We start from the raw sequence: 24,317 nt of genomic DNA, 5'->3' as shown, positions 1-24,317 counted from the left end.
GTCTGGGCGCCAGCCACCACCCGGCAGACGGCACCCAAGGGTCGGCAGCTCTAGCCAGCGCCGCTCAACAACCGCCAAAGCGGCCCGGCGACGATCAAAACCACGATGCCGAGCATCAGCAATAGGCCCAGATTCTGGGACAGAACACTCCGTAGGTCGAAACTATGGGAAGAGTCCGGGGCTTCCGCCGTTTTCACAGGGGCTTCCCAGGGGGCTTCCCCGTTCGAGCCGCCACCGCTGGGGTCGCGCGCCTCGATTACCGCGTCCCGATCCGGCGCCGCAAAACCTGGATGACGGCTGCGCAGAAGAGGCAGAACCATCGGTAGGAAACCCGTCAGCCAGGCCAGGACAGTCGGTCCGGCCAGCTGCCATATCGATGGGTCGGTCTCCGGCCAGACAGAGCTTTTGAAATACGAGACCCCCAACAAGACAACGACCGTCGACACGAGCAGAGTCATCGAGCAATGGCGTCGCAGAAACCCACAACGACGACGGAAGGGCAAACGAACATCGCAAGTGTCCTCGCCGTCGACCGACCGTTGCATCAAGCCGGCATCGGTCAGGACGGCGCGAATATCGTCCAGTTCGCAATCCAGAACCTGAATACGGACGCCGCCAATTGCCAGCGCCCTCGTCCAGTCCTGACCGGTCACCGCCTCGTCGGCCGCAAAGACGAAGAACCCCTGCGCGTTCAGAAAGGAGCGCAGGAAGAGTGCGTCGCCGCGATCGAGGAACGTTTGCAGCGTAACTAGTCGAGCCACCTATCCGCACCGAAAACACTACCCTAGGTAAGCACTACGCTACCAAACGGCGAACCTTCGGGGAACCGTCTTTATGACGGCTACATGTTCGGGTAGTTCGGCCCTCCTCCGCCTTCCGGGGTCGTCCAGTTGATGTTCTGGCGCGGATCCTTGATGTCGCAGGTCTTGCAGTGGACGCAGTTCTGCGCGTTGATGACGAAGCTTGGATTGGCGCCATCGTCGTCCCGGACAACCTCGTAGACGCCGGCCGGACAGTAGCGCTGCGCCGGCTCGTCGAACTCCGGCAGGTTCTTCTCGATCGGAATGCTCGCGTCGCTCAGGCGCAGGTGGACCGGCTGGTCTTCCTCGTGGTTGGTGTTGGAGATGAAGACGCTCGAGAGCTTGTCGAACGAGAGGACGCCATCCGGCTTCGGATAGTCGATCTTCGGCATCTTGTCCGCCGGCTTGAGGCACTCATGGTCCGGCTTGTGATGCGCCAGCGTCCAGGGGGCCTTGCCCCTCAGCAGCTTCAGATCGATGCCCCCGTAGAGCATCCCGAGTTTCATTCCCCATTTGGCCCCGGCCGGACGCAGATTGCGTGCCGCGTGCAGCTCCTCGTAAACCCAGGAGTCCTCGAAGGCCTTCGGATAGCTCTCGAGCCGACCGTAACCTTCGTCTCCGCCGGCAAGAGCCGCATGCACCGACTCGGCCGCCAGCATGCCGGTCTTCATGGCTGTGTGGCTGCCCTTGATCTTGGGCACGTTGAGGAAACCGGCCGAGCAGCCGATCAAGGCGCCGCCGGGGAAGACCAGATCCGGAATCGACTGCAAACCGCCCTCGTTGAGCGCCCGTGCGCCGTAGGACACACGCCGCCCCCCCTTCAGCATCGGCGCGATCGCCGGGTGATGCTTGAAACGCTGCAGTTCGTCGAAAGGAGAGAGGTGAGGGTTCTCGTAGTCGAGACCGATGACAAAGCCAACATAGGCCTGGTTGTTGTCCAGGTGATAGATGAAGGACCCACCCCAGGTGCGGTCGTCCATCGGCCAGAAAGCCGTGTGCAGGACTAGGCCCTCCTGATGCTGCGCCGGATCCAGCTCCCAGAGTTCCTTCAGGCCGATCCCGTAGGTCTGATGCTGAGCGTTGCGGCGCAGATCGAAGCGCTGCTCCAACTGCTTCGAGAGCGATCCACGGCAGCCCTCGGCAAAGAAGGTGTACTTGGCGCGCAGCTCCATACCCGGCTGATAGCCGTCCTTGTGGCTGCCATCCCGGCCGACGCCCAAATCGTTCGTCGCCACTCCGGTGACCCGCCCTTGCTCGTCGAACAGGACTTCGGAGGCCGCAAATCCCGGATAGATCTCCGCGCCCAAAGCCTCCGCCTGCTCCGCCATCCACCGGCAGACGTTACCGAGAGAGACGATGTAGTTGCCGTGGTTCTTGGTCTGGGGCGGCAGCATCCAGATCGGGACGCTGAGACTGCGACGCTCGGTCAGCATCAGGAACTTCTCCTGCGTGACAGGCACGTTCAGGGGAGCGCCCTTGTCTTTCCAGTCCGGGATCAACTCGTTGAGCGCGCGCGGCTCCAGGACGGCGCCGGACAGGATGTGAGCGCCGACCTCGGAGCCTTTCTCCAGTACGCAGACGGAGATTTCGTGGCCGCTCTCGGCGGAGAGCTGACGCAGCCGTATGGCGGCTGCCAAACCGGCCGGTCCAGCCCCCACGATAACCACGTCGTAGTCCATGTATTCGCGTTCCATAGCGCTCCGCTCCCTCAGCTTTCGATCCGATATAGCCGAGCCGGGCCGTGGTTTGAAAGGGACCCGAGGCCGCAGAGGCCACCGTTCCACCAAGTAGAATTCCTTGGAGGATTCCCCGCGGCCGGTTCAGCGACCCTGTCTAAGCCCCCTGCTGCGTGCTAGTTCTCACGGCATGGCGACGAAAGCGACTCCACAGGATCGGCAGGCTGCCTTGGCAGCGCTCGCGTGGCTCGTTGAGTCTGGAGCGGACGAAGCGATCGAGGCCGAGCCCCTGGATCGCCTGGCGCGATCGGCCAAGCCCGAAACCGCGAGGCTGCCCGAAACCGCGCCGCGACAGGACGAGAGGCCGCGTCGTCAGAATGCTCCGCCCCCACGCGCCGGAGCTGAGCCGCCGCCCGTTTGGCAGGCGACCTCCCGGGAACTGAGGACTCACGAGGCGAACCTAGCCGCGGCTGAACAGGCCGCCCGTTCGGCAGGAACCCTGGAGGCTCTGGAGGCTGCGATTCGCAACTTCGACGGCTGCGACCTCAAGCTCACAGCCAAGAACACCGTGGTCGCGCGTGGCGAACCTCAGGCGAAAATCATGCTGATCGGCGAAGCGCCGGGCCGCGACGAAGATCTGCAGGGGCAGCCCTTCGTCGGCGCCGCGGGCCAACTGCTGGATACCATGCTGCGCGCGGCCGGCTTCGATCCTGCCCGCGATGTCTACATCACGAACATGCTGTTCTGGCGACCGCCCGGCAACCGGACGCCGCAACAGCAGGAGTTGCAGCTCTGTTTGCCCTTCACCGAGCGCCATATCGAGCTGGTCGCACCGCGCTACCTGCTCTTCCTGGGCGGCACCTCGGCCAAGGCCTTGCTGGCGGAAACACGGGGTATCACCCGTCTTAGGGGACAGTGGCTCGCCTATCAGCACGCTGGCCTGCCCGCCCCGCTTCCGGCCATGCCGCTGTTCCATCCCGCCTATCTGCTTCGCCAACCGGCCCAGAAACGGCTTGCCTGGCGCGACCTGCTCGCGTTTCGAACCACGGTCGAGGCCAACCTCGACCCTTTGCACAAAGGTTGAAAAACCCCCAGGCACCGCGACGGTAGACGCCTGTCGGTCTATCGCAGAAATGTCACATGCGCCGCCACCTGCACGTGATGCGCAAGGCATAGCTGCCCTGTGCAACCGTTGCCGGGGTGGCCGGAACGCCCTATTTGTATTAAGATACCATTAAGATCGCAACTTTGGGGACGCGGGTCTTGGGTCAAAGGGTCAACACAGGCCTCTTAAGGGGCCTTATTTTTTCGTGTGGCATTTTAGTGGCTGTGACGGTCGGCGCCGGCGCCGTGGCCGCGCAGGTCAGTGCTGCCGAGACGGAAACGGCCGCCCTGCCGCGGATCACCGGGCTCGACAGCCGCGGTCTGCCGCGCGTGCTCTCAGCGCGAGATGCCGCACGGTACCGCAAGATCTTCGTGTTGCAGGAAGACGGCCGCTGGGACGAAGCGGACCAGGCCATTGCGCAGTTGGAAGATCGCCGGCTGCTCGGCCACCTTCAGTTTCAACGCTATCTGCATCCCACGGCCTATCGCTCCTCCTACGAAGAGTTGAGCCGTTGGCTCGCCTCCTACGCCGACCTTCCGGATGCCGACCGCATCCATCGCTTGGCCCTCAGCCGCAAGACGGCGGAGGCCGCACCGCCGCGCGCACCGGAGGGCAGGCGCATCTCTCTGGGCGGGAACGGATCTGCTCTGTTCCGCTATGTTTCGCCGCGCGAAAGGACCGCGAGCGAACGCGACCGCGTTTCGGAGATCAAGAGGGAGATCCGGCGGAATGTCGCCAAGCAACGGCTGACCGCGACGGAAAAACTCCTCAATCGCGGAGATGTCAAAAGGCTTCTGGATGACGTAGAACGTGCCCAGGGTTTCAGCCGTGTCGCCGCCGGCTGGTTCTACCTCGGCCACGATCAGGAGGCCATGGCGGCCGCACGCACGGCTGTCAGACTGGGCGGTGACAAGGCGCCGGTCTCTCTCTGGGTCGGTGGCCTTGCAGCGTGGCGCAGCGGCGATATCGAGACGGCCTACCAACGCTTCGCCAGCCTGGCCCGAGCCGAACATGTCAGCGGCTGGATGCAGGCCGCCGGCGGGTTCTGGGCGTCACGCAGCGCGTTGCGCCTTCGCCGCCCCGGTGAAATGAGCGGATGGCTGCGTACAGCCTCGGAACATTCACGAACCTTCTACGGCCTGCTTGCGGGCGCGGCGCTAGGCCTCAACACCAGCGTCGCCTTCGAACGGCCTGTGATTTCACGGGACGGCCTTGCGCGACTGATGGAGCAACCCCGCGTCTTGCGCGCGGCGGCCTTGCTGCAGGTCGGTCGCCGGGATCTGGCGGAAGCCGAGTTGATGATGCTGGAGGGCTGGCGCGACCGCGACACCGCGCGCGCCCTTCTGGCCCTGACGGAGCGTGCGCAAATCCCCGGTCTTTCCTACCGTCTGGCCAGCCACCTGGACGAGACACCGACCGAGGCGAGCGATCCGGCCGTGACGGCTGCCCTCTTCCCGATACCGCCTTGGGAACCGCAAAGCGGCTGGAAAGTCGACCGCGCGCTGCTCTACGCCCTGATGCGTCAGGAGTCAGCCTTCGACCCCGATGCCGAAAGCCGCTACGGCGCCCGCGGTCTGATGCAGGTGATGCCAGCCACGGCCAGCTACATTTCCGGCGACAGCAGTTTGAAAGACAGCGGTCGGGCCAGGCTGTTCGACCCGGCGTTCAACCTGGATCTTGCGCAACGCTATCTGCTGCATCTGATGGACGAAACGCAGACGGGCAACGACCTCTTCCGTCTCGCTGCCGCTTACAACGGCGGCCCCGGCAACCTGCGCAAATGGCAGCGACGACTCCAGGAGGCCGGAGCACCGCTTGATGACCCTCTGCTCTTCATCGAGTCCTTGCCGTCGCTGGAGACGCGGACCTTTATCGAGCGCGTACTGACCAACCTTTGGATCTATCGCGCGCGCCTCGGTCAGCCCGCCCCCTCGCTGGAGGCCTTGGCGGCGGGTGTGCGTCCGATCTATGTAAAGCTCGACTAGAACGCGCTCGTTGCAGCGGCTCCCAGGCGGCAACCGCCAGCCTTCCCGATCCCGGGGGGCGCTGTCAGAGTTCGAGCGGGCGCGAAAAGGAGCTTCAGCATGGATGCACCCCACCGCCTCGACGAGACTCTTCCCTTCTTGCCGGTCAACGTTGCCCTTCTGACCGTCTCCGACAGCCGCAGCCTGGAGGAGGACCGCTCCGGCGATACGCTCCAGCGGCTGATCGCAGAAGCTGGACATCGGGTGGTTCGGCGCGAAATCCGCAAGGACGAAGCCGATCTGATCGAGGTCTACTTGCGGGACTGCATCTCAGACTCAGGCATAGACGTGGTTATTTCTACCGGCGGCACAGGCGTGACGGGCCGCGATGTGACACCGGAAGCCTTCAAACGGGTGATGGAAAAGGAGATCGAGGGCTTCGGCGAGCTGTTCCGCTGGGTCAGCTACGGTAAGATCGGCACCTCGACTATCCAGTCGCGCGCGCTCGGCGGCGTCGCCGGCGGAACTTACCTCTTCGCTCTGCCCGGCTCCCCCGGCGCCTGCAAGGACGGTTGGAACGAGATCCTGCGGTGGCAGCTCGACAGCCGTCACAGGCCCTGCAATCTGGTCGAACTCATGCCGCGGCTGCAGGAGCATTTGAAACAAGCCGGCTGACGCCGACATCCAGCCCTCGCAAGTCGCTGACTTCGTCTACGTCGGCCAGTTGGGCCACGAAAGCGACCCGCTTGGTTTTCAGGTTCGCCAACGTGTCGGCCAGGGTGTCCGGATGGGACCAGCGTACGCCCGCGAAAGGCAACCGCAGATGAGGACGGCGGCGCGCCCCGATCAGCCAGTAGCCCCCGTCTTCGGCTGGCCCGAACACCCAGTCGTTGCCGCCCAGCAACTGAAACGCACGCGCGATCTCTGCCGGGGAAATAGCAGGAATATCGGCACCGATCAGAATTGTCGGTCCGCCGGGCGCTGCCGACAGCGCCCGCCCCATTCGCGCGCCTAGATCGCCCCGGCCCTGAGGCTGCCGTGCGATCCGGCCAGCGTCTCGCGGCAAGGCCCCGTCATCCGGGGTGACGGCCACCGAAAGCTGCCAGCGCGGATCCCGGCCGAGACGCCGCAGCAGCCGCGACAGATTGATTCGCTGGAAGCGCCAGGCCGCCAGTTCGCCGGCTCCTGCGGCCAGACGGCGTTTCCCCACCCCGTAGCGCGGTGCCCGCGCCATCACGATCAAACGGTTGCGCATCAACGATAGAGCCGCGCCAGCAGGGTCGGCGGAACGCCGAGAAAGTAGAGCGTCAGCAGGGTCAGATTCGTCGCCGGCCGCCGCAGCCAGCCATCGCGTCGGTAGCGCTCGGCCGAGGTGACGGCCATCGCCGGCAGCTCCACCAGCCGTCGCCGCCCGATGCGACGCACCAGCTCCACATCCTCCATCAGCGGCTGCCGGCCGTAGCCGCCCAGAGCCTGATAGAAGCTGCGGGGGATCACCAGCCCTTGATCGCCGTAGGGCAGTCCCAAGCGACGGCTCCGCCAGTTGGCCAGGCCGGCAACTCGCCGGGCAGCCGAACTCCGATCGTCAAAGGCCAGGCGAAACCATCCGGCCCGCCACCCCTCGCCGGTCTGAGCGATGAAATCCTGCACCGCCAGTGGCCAGTCGGCAGTCAATCTTGTGTCGGCGTGCAGGAACAACAGCCAGTCGCCGTCAGCAGCCCGCGCGCCAGCGGCAAGTTGGCCTCCGCGACCGCGCTCCGCCGCGATCAGCTGCGCCCCTGCCTGCTCTGCGATCTGCGGTGTGCTGTCGCGGGAACCGCCGTCGACCACGATCACTTGCCCCGGTGCGCCCGGCTGCAAGGCTTCCAAGGTACCAGACAGAACCGTGCCAGCCTGCAGCGTCGGCACAACGACGGACAACCGGTCGAGCGCGGGTGCCTCGGCTCCGGCTGACGTCCGGTACGTGCCGGCAAGAGGTCTCTGCGATGCGGCGCTGGTCGACATGACGCGGCCATGCTACTTGGCGAGCGCGCCATGCCCAAGCCGCTTGCCGATAACGAGAGCTTGAAGTCCGCTCTGGCCGAAGCCTGCCCAGAATTGACGGGAGAGTTGCTGCCGCTTCTCGACAGCGGCCTCGCACACGACCACTACCGCATCGACGGCAGCCCTTGGCTGCTGCGCGTTCCGAAGCAGAGCCAACGCGGCTACACCGCCGCCGAGAATCTGGCCTATCAAGCCGCCTGCTTCGCGAGAGTCAGCGCTAGCGGTCACGGCCCGAAACTGCGCGCCAGCCTGCCGCCCGGCCCACGTCTGCCGATGGGGGCCCTGGTGGTGGAATACATCGAGGGACGGCCGCCACATCTACCCGAGGATCTGCCGGCTCTGGCCGTGGCCATGGCGGCGGTACATGCCCTGCCCTTGCCGTCGCAGGACAAACGGCCGCCGCTCGAGGACCACAGGGATCCCGTCGCCGGCGCTCTTCGGGAGATCGAAACCCAAGCCCTCTATCTGGACGGACCAGAGGTAGCCGGCGAAACCCGCAGACAGCTCGAAGAGGAGCTCGACTGGGCGCGCGCCTATACAGGCACCCAAAAAGGAGTAGCCCAGCCGCGCAGCCTGGTTCTGACCGACACCCACCCCGGCAACTTCCTCATAAGGAGGACACCCGGACCCGAAGCCGTGATCGTCGACCTCGAGAAGGCACTCTATGGCGCACCCGCGATCGACCTTGCCCATGCGACCGTCTACAGCTCGACCACCTGGGATCTTGCAACCTCGGCGACGCTCGCACCGGATGAGATCGTCGACTTCTACCGACGCTACCTGGCCGCGGCCGGCCCGGAGCGGGCCGCGCTGGTTGCGCCCACACTGCTGCCGCTGCGCCGCCTGCTCCTGCTGAGGGCGCTGACCTGGTGCGCCCTTTGGCGCGTCGAGCACCGAGCCGAGATTACGGAAGACAACAGCGCCGGTTGGGCGGCAGGCCGCAGCGATCCGGGCCTGATCGCCCATGTCGAGGAGCGTACGCGCCACTACCTCGACCCGGCCGTCGTGCGGCGGTTGCGCGGAGAGTGGTTGGACTCGCCTAGACTGGAGGATCTGCTTCGATAGGCTTGTTTTGTTCCTGTTTTGTCTATATCATGATCACCATGGAGCAAGCGCTTTCGAAGACGCCGATCAAAGGCCGCGGGGCGGTCAGCAACCGCACTGGCCGCTACGAACGCTTGACCGGCGAGCGGATGGACGATGGCTGGGGTAGCCTCGACCGAGAGACCGAAGAAGCGCCGCCGCTGCGGACCGAAATCCTGCCGGACAGCAGCCGGAAGGTCATCGCCCGGAACGAGTCGCCGGACGTACCCTTCGACCGCTCGGTCAACCCCTACAGAGGCTGCGAGCACGGCTGTGTCTACTGCTTTGCCCGCCCCACACATGCCTACCTGGGCTTCTCGCCAGGCCTCGACTTCGAGACCAAGCTCTTCGCCAAGCACGAGGCGGCGGAACTGCTGCGCCAGGAACTTTCGAAGAAGGGCTACAGGCCTAGCACCCTGGCGCTTGGCGCCAACACCGACCCCTATCAGCCCATCGAACGGCAGTTGCGGATCACGCGGCGCATCGTCGAGGTACTGGCCGAGGCGAAGCACCCCTTCGGCATCGTCACCAAGTCCGACTTGGTACTGCGCGACCTTGATCTGCTGGCACCGCTGGCGGAAGAGCGGCTGCTGCGGGTCTGCATCTCGGTCACCAGCCTGGACCGCGCCTTTTCGCGTGCGCTGGAGCCGCGTGCCTCGAGTCCGCCGAAACGGCTTACCGCGATCCGGCGCCTGACCGAGGCCGGCGTACCCGTGACTGTCCTGACAGCACCCATGATCCCGGCCCTCAACGACCATGAGCTGGAAGCCCTCCTCGAAGCGTCGGCCGAGGCCGGCGCCGAAGCGGCGTCCTACGTGCTGCTGCGCTTGCCGCAGGAGATTGGTCCCTTGTTCGAGGAATGGCTGGAGACCCACGCACCGGATCGCAAGACGCGAGTGTTGGAGCAGATCCGCAGCGCCAGGGGCGGCAAACTCTACGATGCGGCCTGGGGTAAACGCATGCGCGGCGAAGGCCCCTATGCCTTCGTGCTCAAAAGGCGCTTCGAGTTGGCCTGTAAACGCCTGGGGCTGAACAGGCGCAGTTGGGAGCTGGACACCAGCCTGTTCCGTCCGCCGCGCAGGGACGTTGACCAGCTCGCGCTTTTCTGATTTTGGCTGCCCCCTGTTACGATCGGCTCGAAGAGGGAAAACGGGATGCCGGACGACCGGCGCGAAACCGCTCTGGGCGCAGGTGAAGGGAGACGCATCGCCGGTTTGGACGAGGTCGGCCGCGGCCCCTGGGCGGGCCCCGTAGTGGCCGCGGCGGTGATCCTGCCGCGACGCCTGCCCGCAAGGCTGCGCGCCGCACTGGACGACTCCAAGAAGGTCAAGCCCGCGCTGAGAGTGGAGCTGGCGGCAAGCCTGCTGGAGCTGGCCGAGGTTTCCGTCGGCCGAGCGGAGGTTGCCGAGATCGACGCTCTCAACATTCTGCAAGCGAGCCATCTGGCCATGCAGCGCGCCTTCGACGGGCTGGCCGAGACTCCCGACGCCGCGCTGGTCGACGGAAACCGGTTGCCCAGCTTGCCCTGTCCGGCCGAGGCCCTGGTGGGCGGCGACGGCCTGAGCCTCTCCATTGCGGCCGCCTCCATCGTCGCCAAGGTTGCGCGCGATAGGGAGATGGCGGAGTTGGCCGAACGTCATCCCGGTTACGGTTGGGAGCGCAACGTCGGCTACGGCACCGCCGAACACCGGAGCGGCCTGCAGCGCCTCGGTCCCTGCGCGCAGCATCGCCGAAGCTTCAAACCCATCCGCCTTCTTCTGGAAACGGTCTGAGAGCGAGTTGGGCCTGGCCGCCGCCTTCGCGAGACAAAGACGTCGGACCGCGAAGCCTTCAACCCTCCGTGATCGCAGCCAATCATTCCTTTGGACGGATTGTTCTTCGACGCCGCGCCCTAATATGAAATCGAGCAGTGAAGGCATGAGATCTAAATCATGGCGAGAGCTCTGCAACAGGTCATCGTCTACGCCATCGTGGTTGTCACGGCCCTGATAAACGCCGGCGTGGCAGGCGCCTTCACGACTGCCGTGGCTGACGGGCCGTTTCAGAGTTCCTACCCGGCAGCCATTCAAACGCTTGCTACCGAGATGCAGGACCTGGACGGATCCGGTCCGGACTCCCGGGCCGACAGGGGCGGCACCGCCTGCGACGGCCTCTGCGCCGTTACAGTGGTTCCCTGCGGTGCGGCCTGTTCTTTGATCGCCGCGACAGCCGCAAAAACCGCAGGCCTCTCGATTTACGGCCTCTTGAAGTTTCCGGTCACCGCCCGTTTCTCGCGGGGACTTGACCACGATCTGGATCCAGGTCCGCCGAAGACTGGAGCTTAGACATCTCGGCACCGACAGCGGTGCAGGACATCTAACCTCATACAGTCTTTGGAGACTCTCATGACGAGTTCCTTATCGGACATCGCAAACAGTCTGGCTGGCGGGAAAGCCCTTCGAGGCCCCGGCCCCGAAACGCTCACTAAAGATCAGGCCGATCAGGTGGCCCTCTATCTGCGGATCGGTCTCGGCACCGTCTTCGTGATCGGTGGCTGGTGGAAGCTGTCTCGCCTGATCTCACCCGAACGCGCTGGCGACCTGGTGGCGCGCTACACGGCCCCCAACGGTTACATCAACGCCTTCTTTCAAGACTATCTGTTCGACGGAGGGCTGCTCACGCCCTGGATGTTTTTGACCGCCCTTTCGGCCTTCGAGCTGATCGCCGGATTTGCACTGGTTCTGGGGCTGTTCGTTCGCCCGCTGGCGATCCTGTTCGGGCTCATGATGTGGTCCTTCGTCGCGGCACTTCCCGTTTTGACCACGCCTGGATTGAGACCTGAAGAGAGCACCTACCTGACCCCGGCGATGATCGTACAGATCCGCGACATCGGCCTGTCCGGGATCTGCTTCGTTCTGGCGATGATGGGATCGGGACGCTGGAGCCTGGATGGCCGCCTGATGAACCGGGGTGCGCCCTCGCAGTTTCTCGGATGGGGCACCAACGGTCTGTTGCTGCGCCTCTCCGTCGCCGTCGTCTTTCTCGCGGGCGGTGCCTTCCACGGATTGGATCACGTGAAGGCCTGGAGCGGCCTGCCCCTGTTGCTGATCGCCATCGGCGTACTCCTCGCCTCCGGTCACGCCGTCCGCCTCGCCGCTTTCGGCGCACTGGTTGTTCTGGCGGTCTACTGCCTGGGCGCGATGAGCTTGGACAGGTCGCTCTGGGATAATCTGAACGCGATCAAACGGGAGGCCGCCTTCGTCGCCGCCTCTTTCCTACTCATCTACTTTTCAGGCGGTCGAGCTTTCAGGCTTGGAGACCTCTTCAAGGCACCGAAGGATCTGATCTTCGGAGAACGACGGGAGGTGACGCGAGCTTGACCGCGCAAGCCTAGCGGCGGCGGGCCGCCAGCTCCGCGCTTGGATCCGGAGCTGGCGGCCTTCCTGTTCGATGTCCTGCTTCCAGGTTGCGGCCGAAGACTGCCCTTCTCCGGTAAAGCCAATCCTGCTCCTGAAACGGCGCATGCATTTCAGAAACCAAACGAGGACAATTTGGCAACGCCCTGAGTCCAATGACTCTTTTCTGACTTTTCTTGCTTGACCCGCCACCGCCGTCGACTCACCTTGCCGGCTTCGCGGGCCGGCGGGGCAAGCAAAGGTCGCGAGAAACGGGACAGTCGGGGGCAAGACCGGGATGGCGACACGGCGCAAGGATGCGGCGGAAAAGCAAGCCGCACGACGCGGAGCGGATCGCGCAGCGACGCTGGAGACGGGCGTGGTGCGGGTCGGCGACTGCATCGAGCTGATGCGCGCCCTGCCCGACGCCTCGATCGATCTGGTTTTCGCCGATCCACCTTACAACCTGCAGCTCGGCGGCGAACTGCACCGGCCGAACAACTCGCGTGTCGACGGTGTCGAGGACGCCTGGGACCGCTTCGACGACCTGGCGAGCTACGACGCCTTCACCCGCGCGTGGCTGGGCGAAGCGCGCCGGGTGCTGAAACCGAACGGCACGCTCTGGGTGATCGGAACCTACCACAACATCTTCCGCGTCGGAGCGGCCTTGCAGGATCTCGACTACTGGATCTTGAACGACGTGGTCTGGCGCAAGACCAACCCGATGCCGAACTTCCGCGGCACCCGCTTCGCCAACGCCCACGAAACCCTGATCTGGGCCGCCAAGTCGGCCGAGGCCCGCTACACCTTCAACTACGCCTCCATGAAGGCGCTGAACGACGATCTGCAGATGCGCAGCGACTGGTTGCTGCCGATCTGCGGCGGCGGCGAGCGGCTGCGGGATGCGGAGGGCAAGAAACGGCATTCGACCCAGAAGCCCGAGGCGCTGCTCTACCGAGTGATCCAGGCCTCCTCAAAGCCGGGGGACTTGGTGCTCGACCCCTTCTTCGGCTCCGGCACCACCGGAGCCGTCGCCAAGCGTCTGGGTCGCCGCTGGCTCGGCCTGGAACGCGAGGAAGGCTATGCGGAGGTCGCGCGCGAGCGCATCGCGAAAGTCGTGCCGGTCGCCGACCCCGATCTGATCAAGCCTCAGGAAAAACGGGCCGAGCCGCGCATTCCCTTCGGTTGGCTGGTCGAGAACGGTCTGCTGGAACCCGGCACGATCCTGCACGGACCCGGGAAGCGCTGGATCGCCAAAGTCCGCGCCGACGGCACCCTCATCTCGGCAGACCACCGCGGGTCGATCCATCAGGTCGGCGCCGCCGTCCAGGGCGCCCCAGCCTGCAACGGCTGGACCTTCTGGCACCTGGACGTGGAGGGGAAGGCCGTGCCCATCGACCTGCTGCGCCAGAAGCTGCGGGCGCAACTGAACTAGAATCTGCTTCTGTCTAAGCCCGCTATTAGGAACTCGGCTCATGCTCCGCCATCGATCTAGCCGGGACCATGGGCTATAGACACATCAATGGCGGATATCGACGAAACAGAGGTGTCTAAAGCCTGGGACGAAAATGCTACGGCCTGGGTCGAGCAAGTTCGTGCCGGCCGCGATCTCTATCGTGAAGCCTACAACAACCCCTCGTTCCTGGCCTTCTTGCCTGAATTGACTGGGCAGTCTGTTCTCGACCTCGGCTGTGGCGAGGGGCGCAACACACGCCTCTTCGCTCGGCAAGGCGCGACGATGACGGGAATCGACATCTCCACCCGCATGATAGACGCCGCTCGGGCAGCCGAGGCGAAAGAGCCGCTTGGCATCCACTATCGCGTCAACTCTTACGTCAGTCTGGATGACTTTCCAAATACCTGCTTCGACGCTGCGGTATCGACTATGGCGCTGATGGACAGCCCAGGCTTCGAGAGTGCTGCGCAGGCGGCTTTCAGGGTACTGCGACCAGGCGGCTGGTTCTGCCTGAGCGTCCTGCACCCCTGTTTCGTCACGCCTGGTTTCCGCTGGTTGCACGATGCGAACGGTGACGAACAGGGTTTGGTGGTCGCCGACTACTTCAACGACCAGGCTATCTGGGAAGAATGGAGCTTCAAATCGGGCAAGCAAGACGGAGCCGGCAGTCAGCCGCAAAAGGAAATGCGTCCTTTCGTTTCCGCACGTCTGCCTTACCGGCTTGAGGATTACATAAACGGCCTTAGCGCCGCCGGTTTCCGCCTTGAACGCCTACGGGAACCGCGGCCCACAGAGGCAATGGTCGCAGCCTATCCTCGCCTCAGCCGGATTCGCCGCCACGCCCCGATCTTCCTGTATCTGCATGCCGTGAAGAACTAGACTCGGCACTTGGACAGAGTTGAGCCTCGAACCTTTGCAGATCTTCGTCTGAGTGAGCTGACGCGCTTCTCAAGCCCCCTTGATGGCGTGCTTCGCGACTTTCTGCATGACGCTGGGCAGTCCTGCGGCGCCGAGTTCCTCCAGCGACACCCAGAAGCCCTCGACGCCGTCACTCTCCTCGACCCGGCCACTCCAGACCGTCAGCTCAAGGTGAAAGTGGGTGAAGGTGTGGCGAACGATGCCCGGCAGCGCCTGCCAGGACACCTGGGCCGGAGCAGCACCGACCGCGGCGCCTTCGCCCGGCCCGGTCTCCGTCCAGTCGCTGGAGGGGACTTCCGTCATGCCGCCGAGCAAGCCCTTGGGCGGGCGCCGCCGCAGCAGGACGGCCCCGTCGGAACGCGTCAGCCAGAAGGCAACGCCGCGGCGGGTTGGCTTGGCGGCCTTGGGCGCCTTGCGCGGGAGCTCTTCGGCCAAGCCGGCGGCCCGGGCCGCGCAGAGGTCTTCGAAAGGACAGAGCAGGCACTTGGGATTTCGCGGCAAACAGACCGTGGCACCCAGATCCATCTTGGCCTGGGCGAAGTCGCCGGGGCGCGCCTGTGGCGTCAGGGTGGCGGCCAGAGCCTGCAGCGTCGGTTTGACGCGCGGCAAGGGCTCAGTCACGGCAAAGAGGCGTGCCGTCACGCGCTCGATATTGCCGTCCAGCGGCGTCGCGGGGCGGTCGAAGGCGATGGCAGCGATGGCGGCGGCCGTGTAGGGCCCGATGCCAGGCAAGGCGCGCAGTGCCGACTCGGAGTCCGGAAAGCGTCCGCCGTGCCGTTCGGTCACGGCCTTCGCGCAGGCATGGAGATTGCGCGCCCGGGCGTAGTAGCCGAGCCCCGCCCAGGCCGTCAGCACCTCTTCCTGAGGGGCCGCTGCCAGGTCCGCCACACGGGGCCAGCGGTTAAGAAAGGCCTCGAAGTAGGGTTTGACCGCCGCCACCGTAGTCTGCTGCAGCATGATCTCCGACAGCCAGACCGCATAGGGATCGGGCGTCTCGCCCGGCAGAGCGCGCCAGGGAAGGCGCCGCCGGTGGCGGTCGTACCAGTCCAGCAGGCGGCGCTGCACGGCTTCAGGGACGATCCCCTCACTTGTTTGGTCGGCGGCAGCTGCATCCACGGCGTCAGCCGCCACCGGTTTTGCGTTGCATTGCTCTGCTCCCGAACTCCCGTGGCACGACAGACGCGGATGCCGTCAGACGCGCCACGACCCCGACGCGGCACGACCCCGACGCGGCACGACCCCGACGCGGCACGACATAGTGCGCGTTCGCCGCTTCTCCTACACTGCTTCGCTGCTAGGGGCTTTAACAAGGGACCTGCCCAGCATTACCTCTAGCTGCAGCGACAGCGGCAAGCTGTGATTCGCCCTTTGAGAGGACTAAGGGGAAGGACCGATGTCTCCCACCGCCTCGCGCGTTCTGCTTCGCCTGGGGCTGATCTTCGGCATGATCCTACTCGGCGGCGTTCTGATGTGGGGTCTGGCCGGCGTCGGCCCCTCCTCGAGCATACCGGAAAGGCAGTCGGAGCTGCTGTCCGAGGAGCAGATCACCACACAGCTCGAAACGCGCGGCCTTCAAGTCTTCGAGTTGGAACGGGACGGCGGTCTCTACGTGGCGGAGGTCGAGAGCGCGGAGGGCCGTCAGAGGCTGCACCTGGACGGCCAGACCGGTGCCGTGATCGGGATGCCTCAAGTTACCGGCCCGGCGCTTCCGCTCGACGAACTGCGCCGTAAGCTCCGGGCGGAGGGCTATCGGGAGATCGGGCCGATCACCTGGGAGCGCGGCAGCTACCAGACCGTCGCCACCGGGCAGGAGGGGATCCGCTACCTGCTGCAACTGGAGACCTACAGCGGCGAAGTCCTGGAGCGGACGCCTCAGTGACGGGGAAATCGGCCAAGAAAAGGCGCGCGGCCGGCGTCGGGCGCAAACGCGGCAGCGGTCTGACCGCCGTCGCCCGACCACTGAACGCCATCACGCGCCCCCTTCTGAAAACCCACAGCGCCGTGGAGGCAACTCTGTTGCTGGAGTGGGCACGGATCGTCGATCACGAGACCGCCCTCAACACCCGGCCGGAACGACTGCGATTCGCGGGTCCGAAGTCACCCGAGTCGGGTCGCCGCGCCGGAACTCTCCACCTTCTGGTGGCGCCGAGCTTCGCACCCGAACTGCAGCACAGCAGCCGGCAGGTGATCGAGCGCATCAACGGCTATCTCGGCTGGTCGGCAATCGCGCGGTTGGCGCTGCGACAGGGACCGATTCCGCGAACCGCCGAACCGCAGCGTCCACGACCGCGCCGGCTAACTGCGCGGGAAGAGGCCGATATCCAAGCCGCGACGGCGGAAATCGAGGACGACCGGCTGCGCGGTGCGCTGGAACGTCTGGCCCGCGCCGTCGCCGCGGATAACTGACAGCTTCGTGACTGGGCTGGCACCCTTGAGGGGATGCCACCACCTTCAAGCGCGAAGTAAAATGAAAGCCAGCCGTCAGGTAGAGAGTCCACTGCTGTGGATATCTGCGGACTTGCGGACTCTGGAGACCCTGGCTAGCCTCACAACATCTAGTAGGTGGAAAATGAATAGACGGCAAATCCTGCAGCTCGGTGGTGGTTTGACGGTCCTCGCGGGCGCGGGTGCCGGCGGCCTCATCGGTATCCGCCCGACTCACGCTCAGGAGTCCGATCCTCTGGCGATCGGCGCCGACGAGCGCGTGCTGGGCGACCGCGACGCGCCAGCGACGCTGATCGACTATTCTTCCTTGACCTGTCCGCACTGCGCGCGCTTCCACACGCAGACCCTGCCGCAGATCAAGACCGAGTGGGTCGACAACGGCCGCGCCCGCATTGTCTTCAGGCATTTCCCGCTGGATCGCCTGGCGCTGGCAGGGGCCATGGCAGCCGAGTGCATCGAGCGGGATCAGGCCTATTTCGCCTACCTCGACATGCTCTTCGCCGAGCAGGCCGCCTGGGCCCGTGCCGAGGACCCGCTGCAGGAGTTGCAGAAACGCGCCCAGCTCGCCGGTCTCTCGCCCGAGCGTTTCAACGAGTGCATCCAGGACGAAGCAGTTGCCAACCGTATTCTGGAGGCCGTGGTGGTCGCGCGCGACCAGTTGCAGGTCAACTCGACGCCGACGCTCTTCGCAGGCACGCAGAAGATCGCCGGCGCCATGGATTACGAAACTTTCGATGCGGCGTTGCGCGAGGCAGCCGGCCAAGCCTGAGGGACCGATTGCGGTCCGGGCGGAGCCGATCCGTGCCGAGACGCGCCGCGGGTCCTGAAGGGAGCCCGAGCGTCACTTGGTTCAGTTCGTCAAGCTTCGCCTGACCGGCTTCAAGTCCTTCGTCGACCCGACCGAGTTCATGATCGAACGCGGCACGACCGGCGTGGTCGGCCCGAACGGTTGCGGCAAGTCCAACCTCGTCGAAGCCCTGCGCTGGGTGATGGGAGAGACCTCCGCCAAGCGCATGCGCGGCGGCGAGATGGACGACGTCATCTTCGGCGGCAGCGCCAGCCGTCCTTCGCGCAATCTGGCCGAGGTCATGCTGCACCTCGATAACGGCGGCCGCGACGCCCCGCCGGGCTTCAACGACTACGAAGAGATCGAGATCGCCCGCCGGATCGAGCGCGAAAAGGGCTCCGACTACAGAGTCAACGGCAAGTCGGTGCGGGCCAAGGACGTCCAACTCTTCTTCGCCGACCTAGCCACCGGAGCTGGCTCCACGGCCCTGGTCAGCCAGGGCCGGATTGGCGCCATCGTGAACGCCAAGCCGACGGATCGCCGCCACCTGTTGGAGGAAGCGGCCGGGATCGCCGGCCTGCATGCCCGGCGGCACGAGGCCGAATTGCGCCTGCGCGCCGCCGAAACCAACCTGGAGCGGCTGGACGACGTCATCGGCACCCTGGACAGCCAGCTTGCCGGCCTGAAGCGGCAAGCCCGCCAGGCCACCCGCTACCGTAATATCGCCGATCAGCTGCGCCGGACCGAGGCCCTGCTGCTTCATCTGGACGCCGAAGCGGCGCGCAACGCCTTGCGGACGGCCCGCGAGCGCCTGGCGACCGCGGAAGCTCAGGTCGCCGGCCTAACCGAGCAGTCGGCCAAGGCGGCAACCCTGCAGGCCGAGGCGGCGAACGCTCTACCGCCCCTGCGCGACGCCGCGGCCGAGACCTCGGCCGCCCTGCAGCGACTTCTGCTGGAGCGCGACGGCCTGGAGCGCGAGGAACAGCGTGTCGCCGAGACGATTCGCCAGGCGGAACAGCGCCTTGCCCAGTTGGCCGCGGACCTGGAGCGCAGCCAGAGCCAGAGCAACGATGCCGCCAAGGCCCTGGAAAATCTGACGGTCGAGCAAGGCGAACTCACCGCTGCCTCCGAAGGAGAGGGCGAGGCACGCGGCGCCGCGGAGCGCGAGCGTGACACCCGCACAGCCGCCGCCCAGCAAACCGAAGAGGAACTCTCCCACCTGTCCGCTCAGGTCGCGGCCGACGAAGCCAAGACCGCCGCTTTAGAGCGACGGATCGGCGAACTGAATGAACGCATCCAACGTCTGAGCGAGCGGCTTTCGGCTCTTGCCCGCGACCGCGACCGTCTGGAGACGGAGCGCGGCGCCACGAGCGACCTGGAGGCTTCGGACGCCATCTTGGCAGAGGCCGAAGCGGCCCTGGACCGCGCCCGGAGCGAGGCGGAACAGGCGGAGACCGCGCTGGCCGAGGCCCGGAGCGGCGAAACCGAGGGCCGACAGGCGCTTCAGACCGAAGAAGCGGCCAAACAGAAGATCGATGCCGAAATCGCCGCGCTTTCAGCCGTGCTGCATCCGGGCGAAGCGGACATGTGGCCGCCCGTGGTCGAGGCGCTGACTGTGGAGCCAGGTTTCGAAACCGCCTTGGGTGCCGCCCTGGGCGACGATCTGCTGCAGCCGACCGACGAAGCGGCACCGGTCCATTGGGAGACCTTGCCGGCCCTCGCGCAACCGCCGGCTTTGCCCCAGGGGGTCCGCCCTCTGACCGAAGCCGTTCAAGGCGCACCGGCCCTGGCGCGGCGCTTGTCCCAAGTCGGTGTGGTGACCGACGCGGCACAGGGCGCACGTCTGCAGTCTCAACTGGCCCCGGGTCAGCGTCTCGTCAGTCGCGAGGGCGCTCTCTGGCGCTGGGACGGCCTGACCGCCAAGGCCGATGCTCCGACGGCAGCGGCTGTGCGGCTGGCCCAGAAGAACCGTCTGGCCGACCTCCAGGAAGAACGACGCGACCAGGACAAGCACGTCGAAGCGGCGCAAGAGCGTTTCGCCGAGCTGCGAAGCGCGGCCGAAGCGGCGGCGCAGTCCGAACGGGCGACCCGCGACGCACAGCGCGCTGCCTATGCCGAGGCGAACCGGGCACGCGAGGCGCGCGGGCAGTTGGCCGCGAAGCTCTCTGCCACCGATTCCAAACTGCAGGCCTTGGAGGACTCGCGCCAGCGCTTGGAAGCCGACTTGGCCGAGGCACGCGATGCCAAGGTCGAGGCCGAAACCGATCGCGCCGCCCTGCCCGATCTGGCCGTGGCACGGACCAAGGTCGGAGAGCTGCGCGCCGCGCTGGCGGAGAAGCGTGGCGCACTCTCCGAGGCCGAAACCCAGCTACAGACCCTGCTGCGCGAGAGCCAACAGCGCGCCAACCGTATCCATGCCATCGGGCGCGAAATGGAGGCTTGGCGCCGCCGCGCGGACGAGGCGAGCGGCCACGCCGGAGAGCTGCGGGACCGCCGTGAACAGGTGGAGGTGGAGCTCAACGAGCTGAAGGCACTGCCGCAGGAGTTGACGGCCAAGCGGGACGCTCTGGCGGAGGCGATCGGCGACTCCGAGACGACGCGCAAGCAGGCGGCCGACAGCCTGGCGGTCGGCGAGACCGGTCTCGCCGAGGCCGACCGTGTCCTCAAACAGGCCGAGCAGGCGTTGGCGGCAGCCCGCGAGGAGCGGGTCCGGGCTGAAGGCGCCGTCGAGCAAGGGCAGCAAGGCGTCACCAACATATCGGCGCGCGCCCAGGAACGCCTGGAGGCGCATCTCGACCAGCTGCTCGATCTGGCCGAGACCAAACCCGATCAGGACCTTCCGCCGCGCGATCAGGTCGAGACCAAGGTCCAGCGTCTGATCCGGGAGCGCGAGAACCTCGGTGCCGTCAACCTCAGGGCGGAAGCCGAAGCGAGCGAACTGGACCAGCAGATCGAGGGGATGCAGAACGAGCGCGCCGACCTTGTCGCGGCCATCGCCCGGCTGCGCCAGGGTATCTCGAGCCTCAACCGGGAAGGCCGCGAGCGTCTGCTCGCCGCCTTCGAGCAGGTGAATGCCAAGTTTACCGAGCTCTTCACGCGGATGTTCGGCGGCGGCACCGCGCATCTCAAACTGACCGAATCGGAAGATCCGCTCGACGCGGGACTGGAGATCATGGCCAGCCCACCGGGCAAGCGGCTGCAGGTTCTCTCGCTGCTCTCCGGTGGAGAGCAGGCTTTGACCGCGCTCTCCCTCTTGTTCGCCGTCTTTCTGGTCAACCCGGCACCGATTTGCGTGCTGGACGAGGTCGACGCGCCGCTGGACGACAACAACGTGGAGCGCTTCATCTCTCTGGTCGACGAACTGGCTCAGGAGTTGGACACCCGGTTCCTGGTTGTGACCCATCACCGCCTGACGATGGCGCGGGTCGACCGGCTGTTCGGCGTGACCATGTCGGAACGCGGCGTCTCTCAACTGGTGTCCGTCGACCTGGAGGCTGCCGAGGCTCTGCGGGAAGCCAGCTAGAGCGGAAGCGGCTGAGGTGGGGTCGCGTGAGCAATCTCACCTCAGACGTGATGCCTACTCTCATTACGGGTTTGGCGTGCGGGAATCGTCGATCCGGAAGTGCGGATCGCATCACAGCGCCCAGCCGAACTCGGCAAGTCCTTATTTTCCCTGTAAAATCAGCGCGCTGCAGTCCTTTCGCACCTGCGTCCTTCGGCCTTGACCTCTGGTGGGCCGATCCGTAATGTTCGCGCGCTTTTCGGCGTGGCGTTTCGCCGATGGCGGGGGTTTTCTTCGGGCGTACCGCACAGGTGTCCCGGTTATGGCGCGCCTGGAGCGGTCCAGGGCCGCCCACCTGTGCAAGGGAGTGCCCGACCCATGGCAGCCGAGCCCGGGTCACGAGGACCGTCGCCGTCGGACGACGATTTCGACGATCGGCTCAAGGCGGCGCAGAAGCGCCGCGAGACCGAGAAGTCGAAGTGGAAGCAGGTCGAGACCCGGGGCCCGAGCGGTCTGGGGATCGGCATGCGGATAGCGTCGGAAATCGTGGCGGCTATTCTCGTGTCCGTAGCCATCGGGCTCATGCTCGACCGGTTCCTGGGCACCAAACCTTGGATGCTGATCCTCTTCATCGTCCTTGGGTCGGGAGCAGCCCTCACCAACGTCGTCCGTACCGGCCAGGAGCTGGATCGGAAACAACGGGAAGCAAAGGCCCGGGCGACCGAGCAGGCGCACAAGAAGAGCGCCGCGGAGTCCGAAGGGCAGGACGAGCGCAGGGATTAGGGCGAAACGTGGCTGAAACGGCAAATGGGGCGGAGGCAGGCTTCCCCGTCGATCCTCTCTATCAGTTTGTGATCAAGCCGATCGTGCCGATCGAGATCGGCGGCGTCGACATGTCCTTCACCAACTCCTCGCTTTGGATGTTCATCACCATCGCCGCGGTGACCGCGCTCTTGACCATCGCGACCCGTCGGCGGGCGCTGGTGCCCGGACGTCTGCAGTCAGTCGCCGAACTGCTCTACGAGACGATCGCCAACATGGTGCGCGACAACGTCGGCAGTGCCGGACGCCCGTTCTTTCCCTTCATCTTCACGCTCTTCATGTTCGTGCTCTTCGGAAACCTGTTGGGCATGGTGCCGTCGTCCTTCACCTTCACGAGCCACATCGTCGTGACCTTTTTCATGGCGATAACGATCTTCATCGCCGTGACGATCATCGGTTTCGCGCGTCACGGCTTCGGGTATCTGCGGCTGTTCTTCCCCCACGGCGCGCCAGCCTGGACCGCGATCATCTTGGTGCCGGTAGAGCTGATCTCCTACTTTTCTCGGCCTGTCAGCCATTCCATGCGCCTCTTCGCGAACATGATGGCGGGTCACATCCTTCTGAAGGTGTTCGCCGGCTTCGTGCTGTTGCTGGGTGTCGCGGGCGTGGTGCCGATGGCCGCACTGGTGGGTATCACCGCCCTGGAATTCCTGGTCGCGACCCTGCAGGCCTACATCTTCACGATCTTCGCGTGCGTCTATCTCCACGACGCGCTGTACCTCCACTAGACCTCGGGCCCCGCCGCGACGAAGGGGCCTACGCAATCAACGTAAAACTTGGGAGTTGACGAAATGGATGTCGAAGCTGCGCGCATGATCGGTGCCGGTCTGGCGACCCTGGGCATGATCGGTGCTGGCCTGGGTCTGGGCAATGTGTGGTCGAGCTACTTCTCCGCGATCGCACGGAACCCGGCCTCGAAGGACGAGATCGGAGCCAGCATCTGGATCGGCTTCGCGGTGACGGAAGCTATCGCGATCTTCGCGCTGGTTGTCGCGCTGCTTATCCTGTTCGGCTAGGCTATCGAGGTCCCGCAGCGAGGCTTTGCGTAGCTGCGGGACCTGGTCGATTCAGCCATCGCGCTTTTGATGAAGCCGGCGTTGAATCGTTCGTTCCGCCAAGTACTCCGGGGTAATCGAGTCGTGAGCCGTATCGCCTCCCGCCTTTCCGTCTGGTCCTCGTGGCTACGCCGTCTCTCGGCGGGAGCCTTGGCTGTCGGACTTTTCGCTGCTGCAAGCCCCCTGCTGGCGGCTGAGGGCGGCGGCCTGCCCCAGCTCACCCAGACCGAGACCTACGCGGGCCAGATCTTCTGGACCATCGTGAGCTTCGGCATCCTCTACCTGGTGATGTCGCAGGTCGTGATCCCGCGGATCGGCAACGCGGTCGAGGAACGGCAGGACAAGATCGACGACGATCTGGCCCGTGCCGGCAAACTGAAGAGCGAAACGGAAGAGGTCATCCAGGAGTACGAAGCCGCCCTGGCAACCGCCCGCGACGCCGCCCGTGAAACGCATCGTAAGGTCAACGAGGCTTGGGCAGAGACGGCAGCCAAACGCGAACAGGAGTTCGCGGCCAAGCTGGCGACTCAGACCAGCGAAGCCGAAGGGCGGATCGCCGCCGCCAAGGCGGAGGCTCTGGCCAACCTGAAAGAAGTCGCAACTGAGATTTCCACGGCCACCACCGCCAAGCTTCTCGGCGAAACGCCGAAGCCGGCGGAGGCCGAGAAAGCTGTCGAGGCCAGCATGACACGATCCGACGCTTCGGGAGGGCAAGCCTGATGCTCGGCAGCGAATACACCTGGATCACGCTTGCGCTCTTCATCTTCTTTGCTCTGGTCTTCTGGAAGGGCCTCCGCCCCGTCCTGAGGTCCCTGGACAATCGCGCCGAACGGATCCGGAAGGAACTGGACGAGGCCCAGACCCTGCGCGAAGACGCCCAGAAGATGCTGGCCGAATACAAGCGCAAGCAACGCGACGCGATCAAGGAAGCCGAAGCGATCGTCGAGCATGCAAAACTGGAAGCCGAGCGTCTGCGCGAGTCGGCCGAGGCGGATCTGGAGGCCTCGCTGAAGCGCCGCGAGGACCTTGCCCTCGCCAAGATCGAACAGGCCGAGCAGAACGCCTTGAGCGAAGTGCGCGATCAGGCCGTCGATGTCGCGATCGCGGCCGCGGCTAAACTGATCGCGGAGCAGGTAGACGACAAGAAGGCCGAGGAACTGACATCCTCAGCCATTCGCGACGTAGCCCAACGGCTGAACTGATCCCGGCTGAACCGCTGCGGGACCTAAACAGCTTTTAAGGCAGTCTTTCGGAAGTCTGCGCTATGGTTTGCGCCCCGGCACGAGC

At 65.4% G+C, this 24,317-nt stretch carries 24 protein-coding genes; 19 read left to right on the top strand and 5 right to left on the bottom strand.

The window, feature by feature from the left end; genetic code table 11:
* Window positions 1-50: 50 nt before the first annotated feature.
* Window positions 51-761, bottom strand: a complete 711-nt coding sequence (locus ACO054_RS00490; protein ID WP_421708482.1) for a hypothetical protein — start codon at window positions 759-761, stop codon at window positions 51-53.
* A gap of 80 nt (window positions 762-841) precedes the next feature.
* Window positions 842-2,494, bottom strand: coding sequence for an electron transfer flavoprotein-ubiquinone oxidoreductase (locus ACO054_RS00485; protein WP_421708481.1), 1,653 nt, complete (start codon window positions 2,492-2,494; stop codon window positions 842-844).
* 172 nt (window positions 2,495-2,666) lie between these two features.
* Here ACO054_RS00485 and ACO054_RS00480 point away from each other — a divergent pair, with 172 nt between their 5' ends.
* The 3 genes from ACO054_RS00480 to moaB all read left to right on the top strand — a co-directional run bounded on the left by ACO054_RS00480 (window position 2,667) and on the right by moaB (window position 6,220).
* Window positions 2,667-3,560, top strand: coding sequence for a uracil-DNA glycosylase (locus tag ACO054_RS00480; RefSeq protein WP_421708480.1), 894 nt, complete (start codon window positions 2,667-2,669; stop codon window positions 3,558-3,560).
* Between the two features lie 245 nt (window positions 3,561-3,805).
* On the top strand, window positions 3,806-5,566 hold the full coding sequence (locus tag ACO054_RS00475; protein WP_421708479.1) for a lytic transglycosylase domain-containing protein: 1,761 nt from the start codon (window positions 3,806-3,808) through the stop codon (window positions 5,564-5,566).
* A 99-nt stretch (window positions 5,567-5,665) separates the two neighbouring features.
* Window positions 5,666-6,220 carry a molybdenum cofactor biosynthesis protein B gene (gene moaB, locus ACO054_RS00470; RefSeq protein ID WP_421708478.1) on the top strand — a complete coding sequence of 185 codons (555 nt, stop codon included), beginning with the start codon at window positions 5,666-5,668 and terminating at the stop codon, window positions 6,218-6,220.
* Here moaB and ACO054_RS00465 read toward each other — a convergent pair.
* Together ACO054_RS00465 and ACO054_RS00460 are read right to left on the bottom strand one after the other, a co-directional pair.
* Window positions 6,180-6,800, bottom strand: coding sequence for a TIGR04282 family arsenosugar biosynthesis glycosyltransferase (locus ACO054_RS00465; protein WP_421708477.1), 621 nt, complete (start codon window positions 6,798-6,800; stop codon window positions 6,180-6,182). The two genes, moaB and ACO054_RS00465, sit on opposite strands and share 41 nt — an antisense overlap.
* Window positions 6,800-7,549 carry a TIGR04283 family arsenosugar biosynthesis glycosyltransferase gene (locus ACO054_RS00460; RefSeq protein WP_421708476.1) on the bottom strand — a complete coding sequence of 250 codons (750 nt, stop codon included), beginning with the start codon at window positions 7,547-7,549 and terminating at the stop codon, window positions 6,800-6,802. The genes ACO054_RS00465 and ACO054_RS00460 overlap by 1 nt, the downstream gene beginning before the upstream one ends.
* A 30-nt stretch (window positions 7,550-7,579) precedes the next feature.
* Here ACO054_RS00460 and ACO054_RS00455 point away from each other — a divergent pair, with 30 nt between their 5' ends.
* The 7 genes from ACO054_RS00455 (at window position 7,580) to ACO054_RS00425 (ending at window position 14,380) form a co-directional block, all read left to right on the top strand.
* A complete protein-coding gene (locus ACO054_RS00455; protein WP_421708475.1) occupies window positions 7,580-8,653 on the top strand; it encodes a phosphotransferase family protein in 1,074 nt (357 codons plus the stop codon).
* 38 nt (window positions 8,654-8,691) lie between these two features.
* Window positions 8,692-9,780 (top strand): PA0069 family radical SAM protein, encoded by a 1,089-nt coding sequence (locus tag ACO054_RS00450; protein ID WP_421708474.1) that lies wholly within the window; start codon window positions 8,692-8,694, stop codon window positions 9,778-9,780.
* A 45-nt stretch (window positions 9,781-9,825) separates the two neighbouring features.
* On the top strand, window positions 9,826-10,443 hold the full coding sequence (locus ACO054_RS00445; protein ID WP_421708473.1) for a ribonuclease HII: 618 nt from the start codon (window positions 9,826-9,828) through the stop codon (window positions 10,441-10,443).
* A 159-nt stretch (window positions 10,444-10,602) separates the two neighbouring features.
* Window positions 10,603-10,995, top strand: coding sequence for a hypothetical protein (locus ACO054_RS00440; protein WP_421708472.1), 393 nt, complete (start codon window positions 10,603-10,605; stop codon window positions 10,993-10,995).
* Between the two features lie 60 nt (window positions 10,996-11,055).
* Window positions 11,056-12,030, top strand: coding sequence for a DoxX family protein (locus ACO054_RS00435; protein WP_421708471.1), 975 nt, complete (start codon window positions 11,056-11,058; stop codon window positions 12,028-12,030).
* Between the two features lie 424 nt (window positions 12,031-12,454).
* Window positions 12,455-13,480, top strand: a complete 1,026-nt coding sequence (locus ACO054_RS00430) for a site-specific DNA-methyltransferase (RefSeq protein WP_421710400.1) — start codon at window positions 12,455-12,457, stop codon at window positions 13,478-13,480.
* An 87-nt stretch (window positions 13,481-13,567) separates the two neighbouring features.
* Window positions 13,568-14,380: a class I SAM-dependent methyltransferase gene (locus tag ACO054_RS00425; protein ID WP_421708470.1), complete on the top strand. Its 813-nt coding sequence runs from the start codon at window positions 13,568-13,570 to the stop codon at window positions 14,378-14,380.
* A 69-nt stretch (window positions 14,381-14,449) separates the two neighbouring features.
* Here the strand turns inward: ACO054_RS00425 and mutY are convergent, their stop codons facing one another.
* A complete protein-coding gene (gene mutY, locus ACO054_RS00420) occupies window positions 14,450-15,535 on the bottom strand; it encodes an A/G-specific adenine glycosylase (protein WP_421708469.1) in 1,086 nt (361 codons plus the stop codon).
* Between the two features lie 277 nt (window positions 15,536-15,812).
* Between mutY and ACO054_RS00415 the strand changes: the two genes are divergently transcribed.
* From ACO054_RS00415 to ACO054_RS00375, 9 genes are all read left to right on the top strand, one after another.
* Complete coding sequence (locus ACO054_RS00415) at window positions 15,813-16,298, top strand: hypothetical protein (protein ID WP_421708468.1); 486 nt, start codon at window positions 15,813-15,815, stop codon at window positions 16,296-16,298.
* Window positions 16,295-16,825, top strand: coding sequence for a DUF721 domain-containing protein (locus ACO054_RS00410; RefSeq protein ID WP_421708467.1), 531 nt, complete (start codon window positions 16,295-16,297; stop codon window positions 16,823-16,825). Before ACO054_RS00415 ends, ACO054_RS00410 begins: the two co-directional genes overlap by 4 nt.
* 163 nt (window positions 16,826-16,988) lie before the next feature.
* Window positions 16,989-17,633: a DsbA family protein gene (locus ACO054_RS00405; protein ID WP_421708466.1), complete on the top strand. Its 645-nt coding sequence runs from the start codon at window positions 16,989-16,991 to the stop codon at window positions 17,631-17,633.
* A gap of 76 nt (window positions 17,634-17,709) precedes the next feature.
* Window positions 17,710-21,174 (top strand): chromosome segregation protein SMC, encoded by a 3,465-nt coding sequence (gene smc, locus ACO054_RS00400; protein ID WP_421708464.1) that lies wholly within the window; start codon window positions 17,710-17,712, stop codon window positions 21,172-21,174.
* A gap of 357 nt (window positions 21,175-21,531) precedes the next feature.
* Window positions 21,532-21,936, top strand: coding sequence for an AtpZ/AtpI family protein (locus ACO054_RS00395; protein WP_421708463.1), 405 nt, complete (start codon window positions 21,532-21,534; stop codon window positions 21,934-21,936).
* An 8-nt stretch (window positions 21,937-21,944) separates the two neighbouring features.
* The gene (locus ACO054_RS00390) at window positions 21,945-22,703 is read left to right on the top strand and encodes a F0F1 ATP synthase subunit A (RefSeq protein WP_421708462.1); all 759 of its coding nucleotides are present in this window, start codon (window positions 21,945-21,947) and stop codon (window positions 22,701-22,703) included.
* Between the two features lie 63 nt (window positions 22,704-22,766).
* Window positions 22,767-22,991 (top strand): F0F1 ATP synthase subunit C, encoded by a 225-nt coding sequence (locus ACO054_RS00385; protein ID WP_119166881.1) that lies wholly within the window; start codon window positions 22,767-22,769, stop codon window positions 22,989-22,991.
* 123 nt (window positions 22,992-23,114) lie between these two features.
* Window positions 23,115-23,750, top strand: a complete 636-nt coding sequence (locus tag ACO054_RS00380) for a F0F1 ATP synthase subunit B' (RefSeq protein WP_421708461.1) — start codon at window positions 23,115-23,117, stop codon at window positions 23,748-23,750.
* Window positions 23,750-24,232, top strand: a complete 483-nt coding sequence (locus ACO054_RS00375) for a F0F1 ATP synthase subunit B (protein WP_421708460.1) — start codon at window positions 23,750-23,752, stop codon at window positions 24,230-24,232. Before ACO054_RS00380 ends, ACO054_RS00375 begins: the two co-directional genes overlap by 1 nt.
* The last annotated feature ends 85 nt before the right edge of the window (window positions 24,233-24,317 follow it).

Source organism: Algihabitans sp. (genome assembly GCF_965226985.1).
Taxonomy (GTDB): domain Bacteria; phylum Pseudomonadota; class Alphaproteobacteria; order Kiloniellales; family DSM-21159; genus Algihabitans.
The sequence above is the reverse complement of the archived record's forward strand: the minus strand, read 5'-3'. Positions and strand labels throughout refer to the sequence as shown.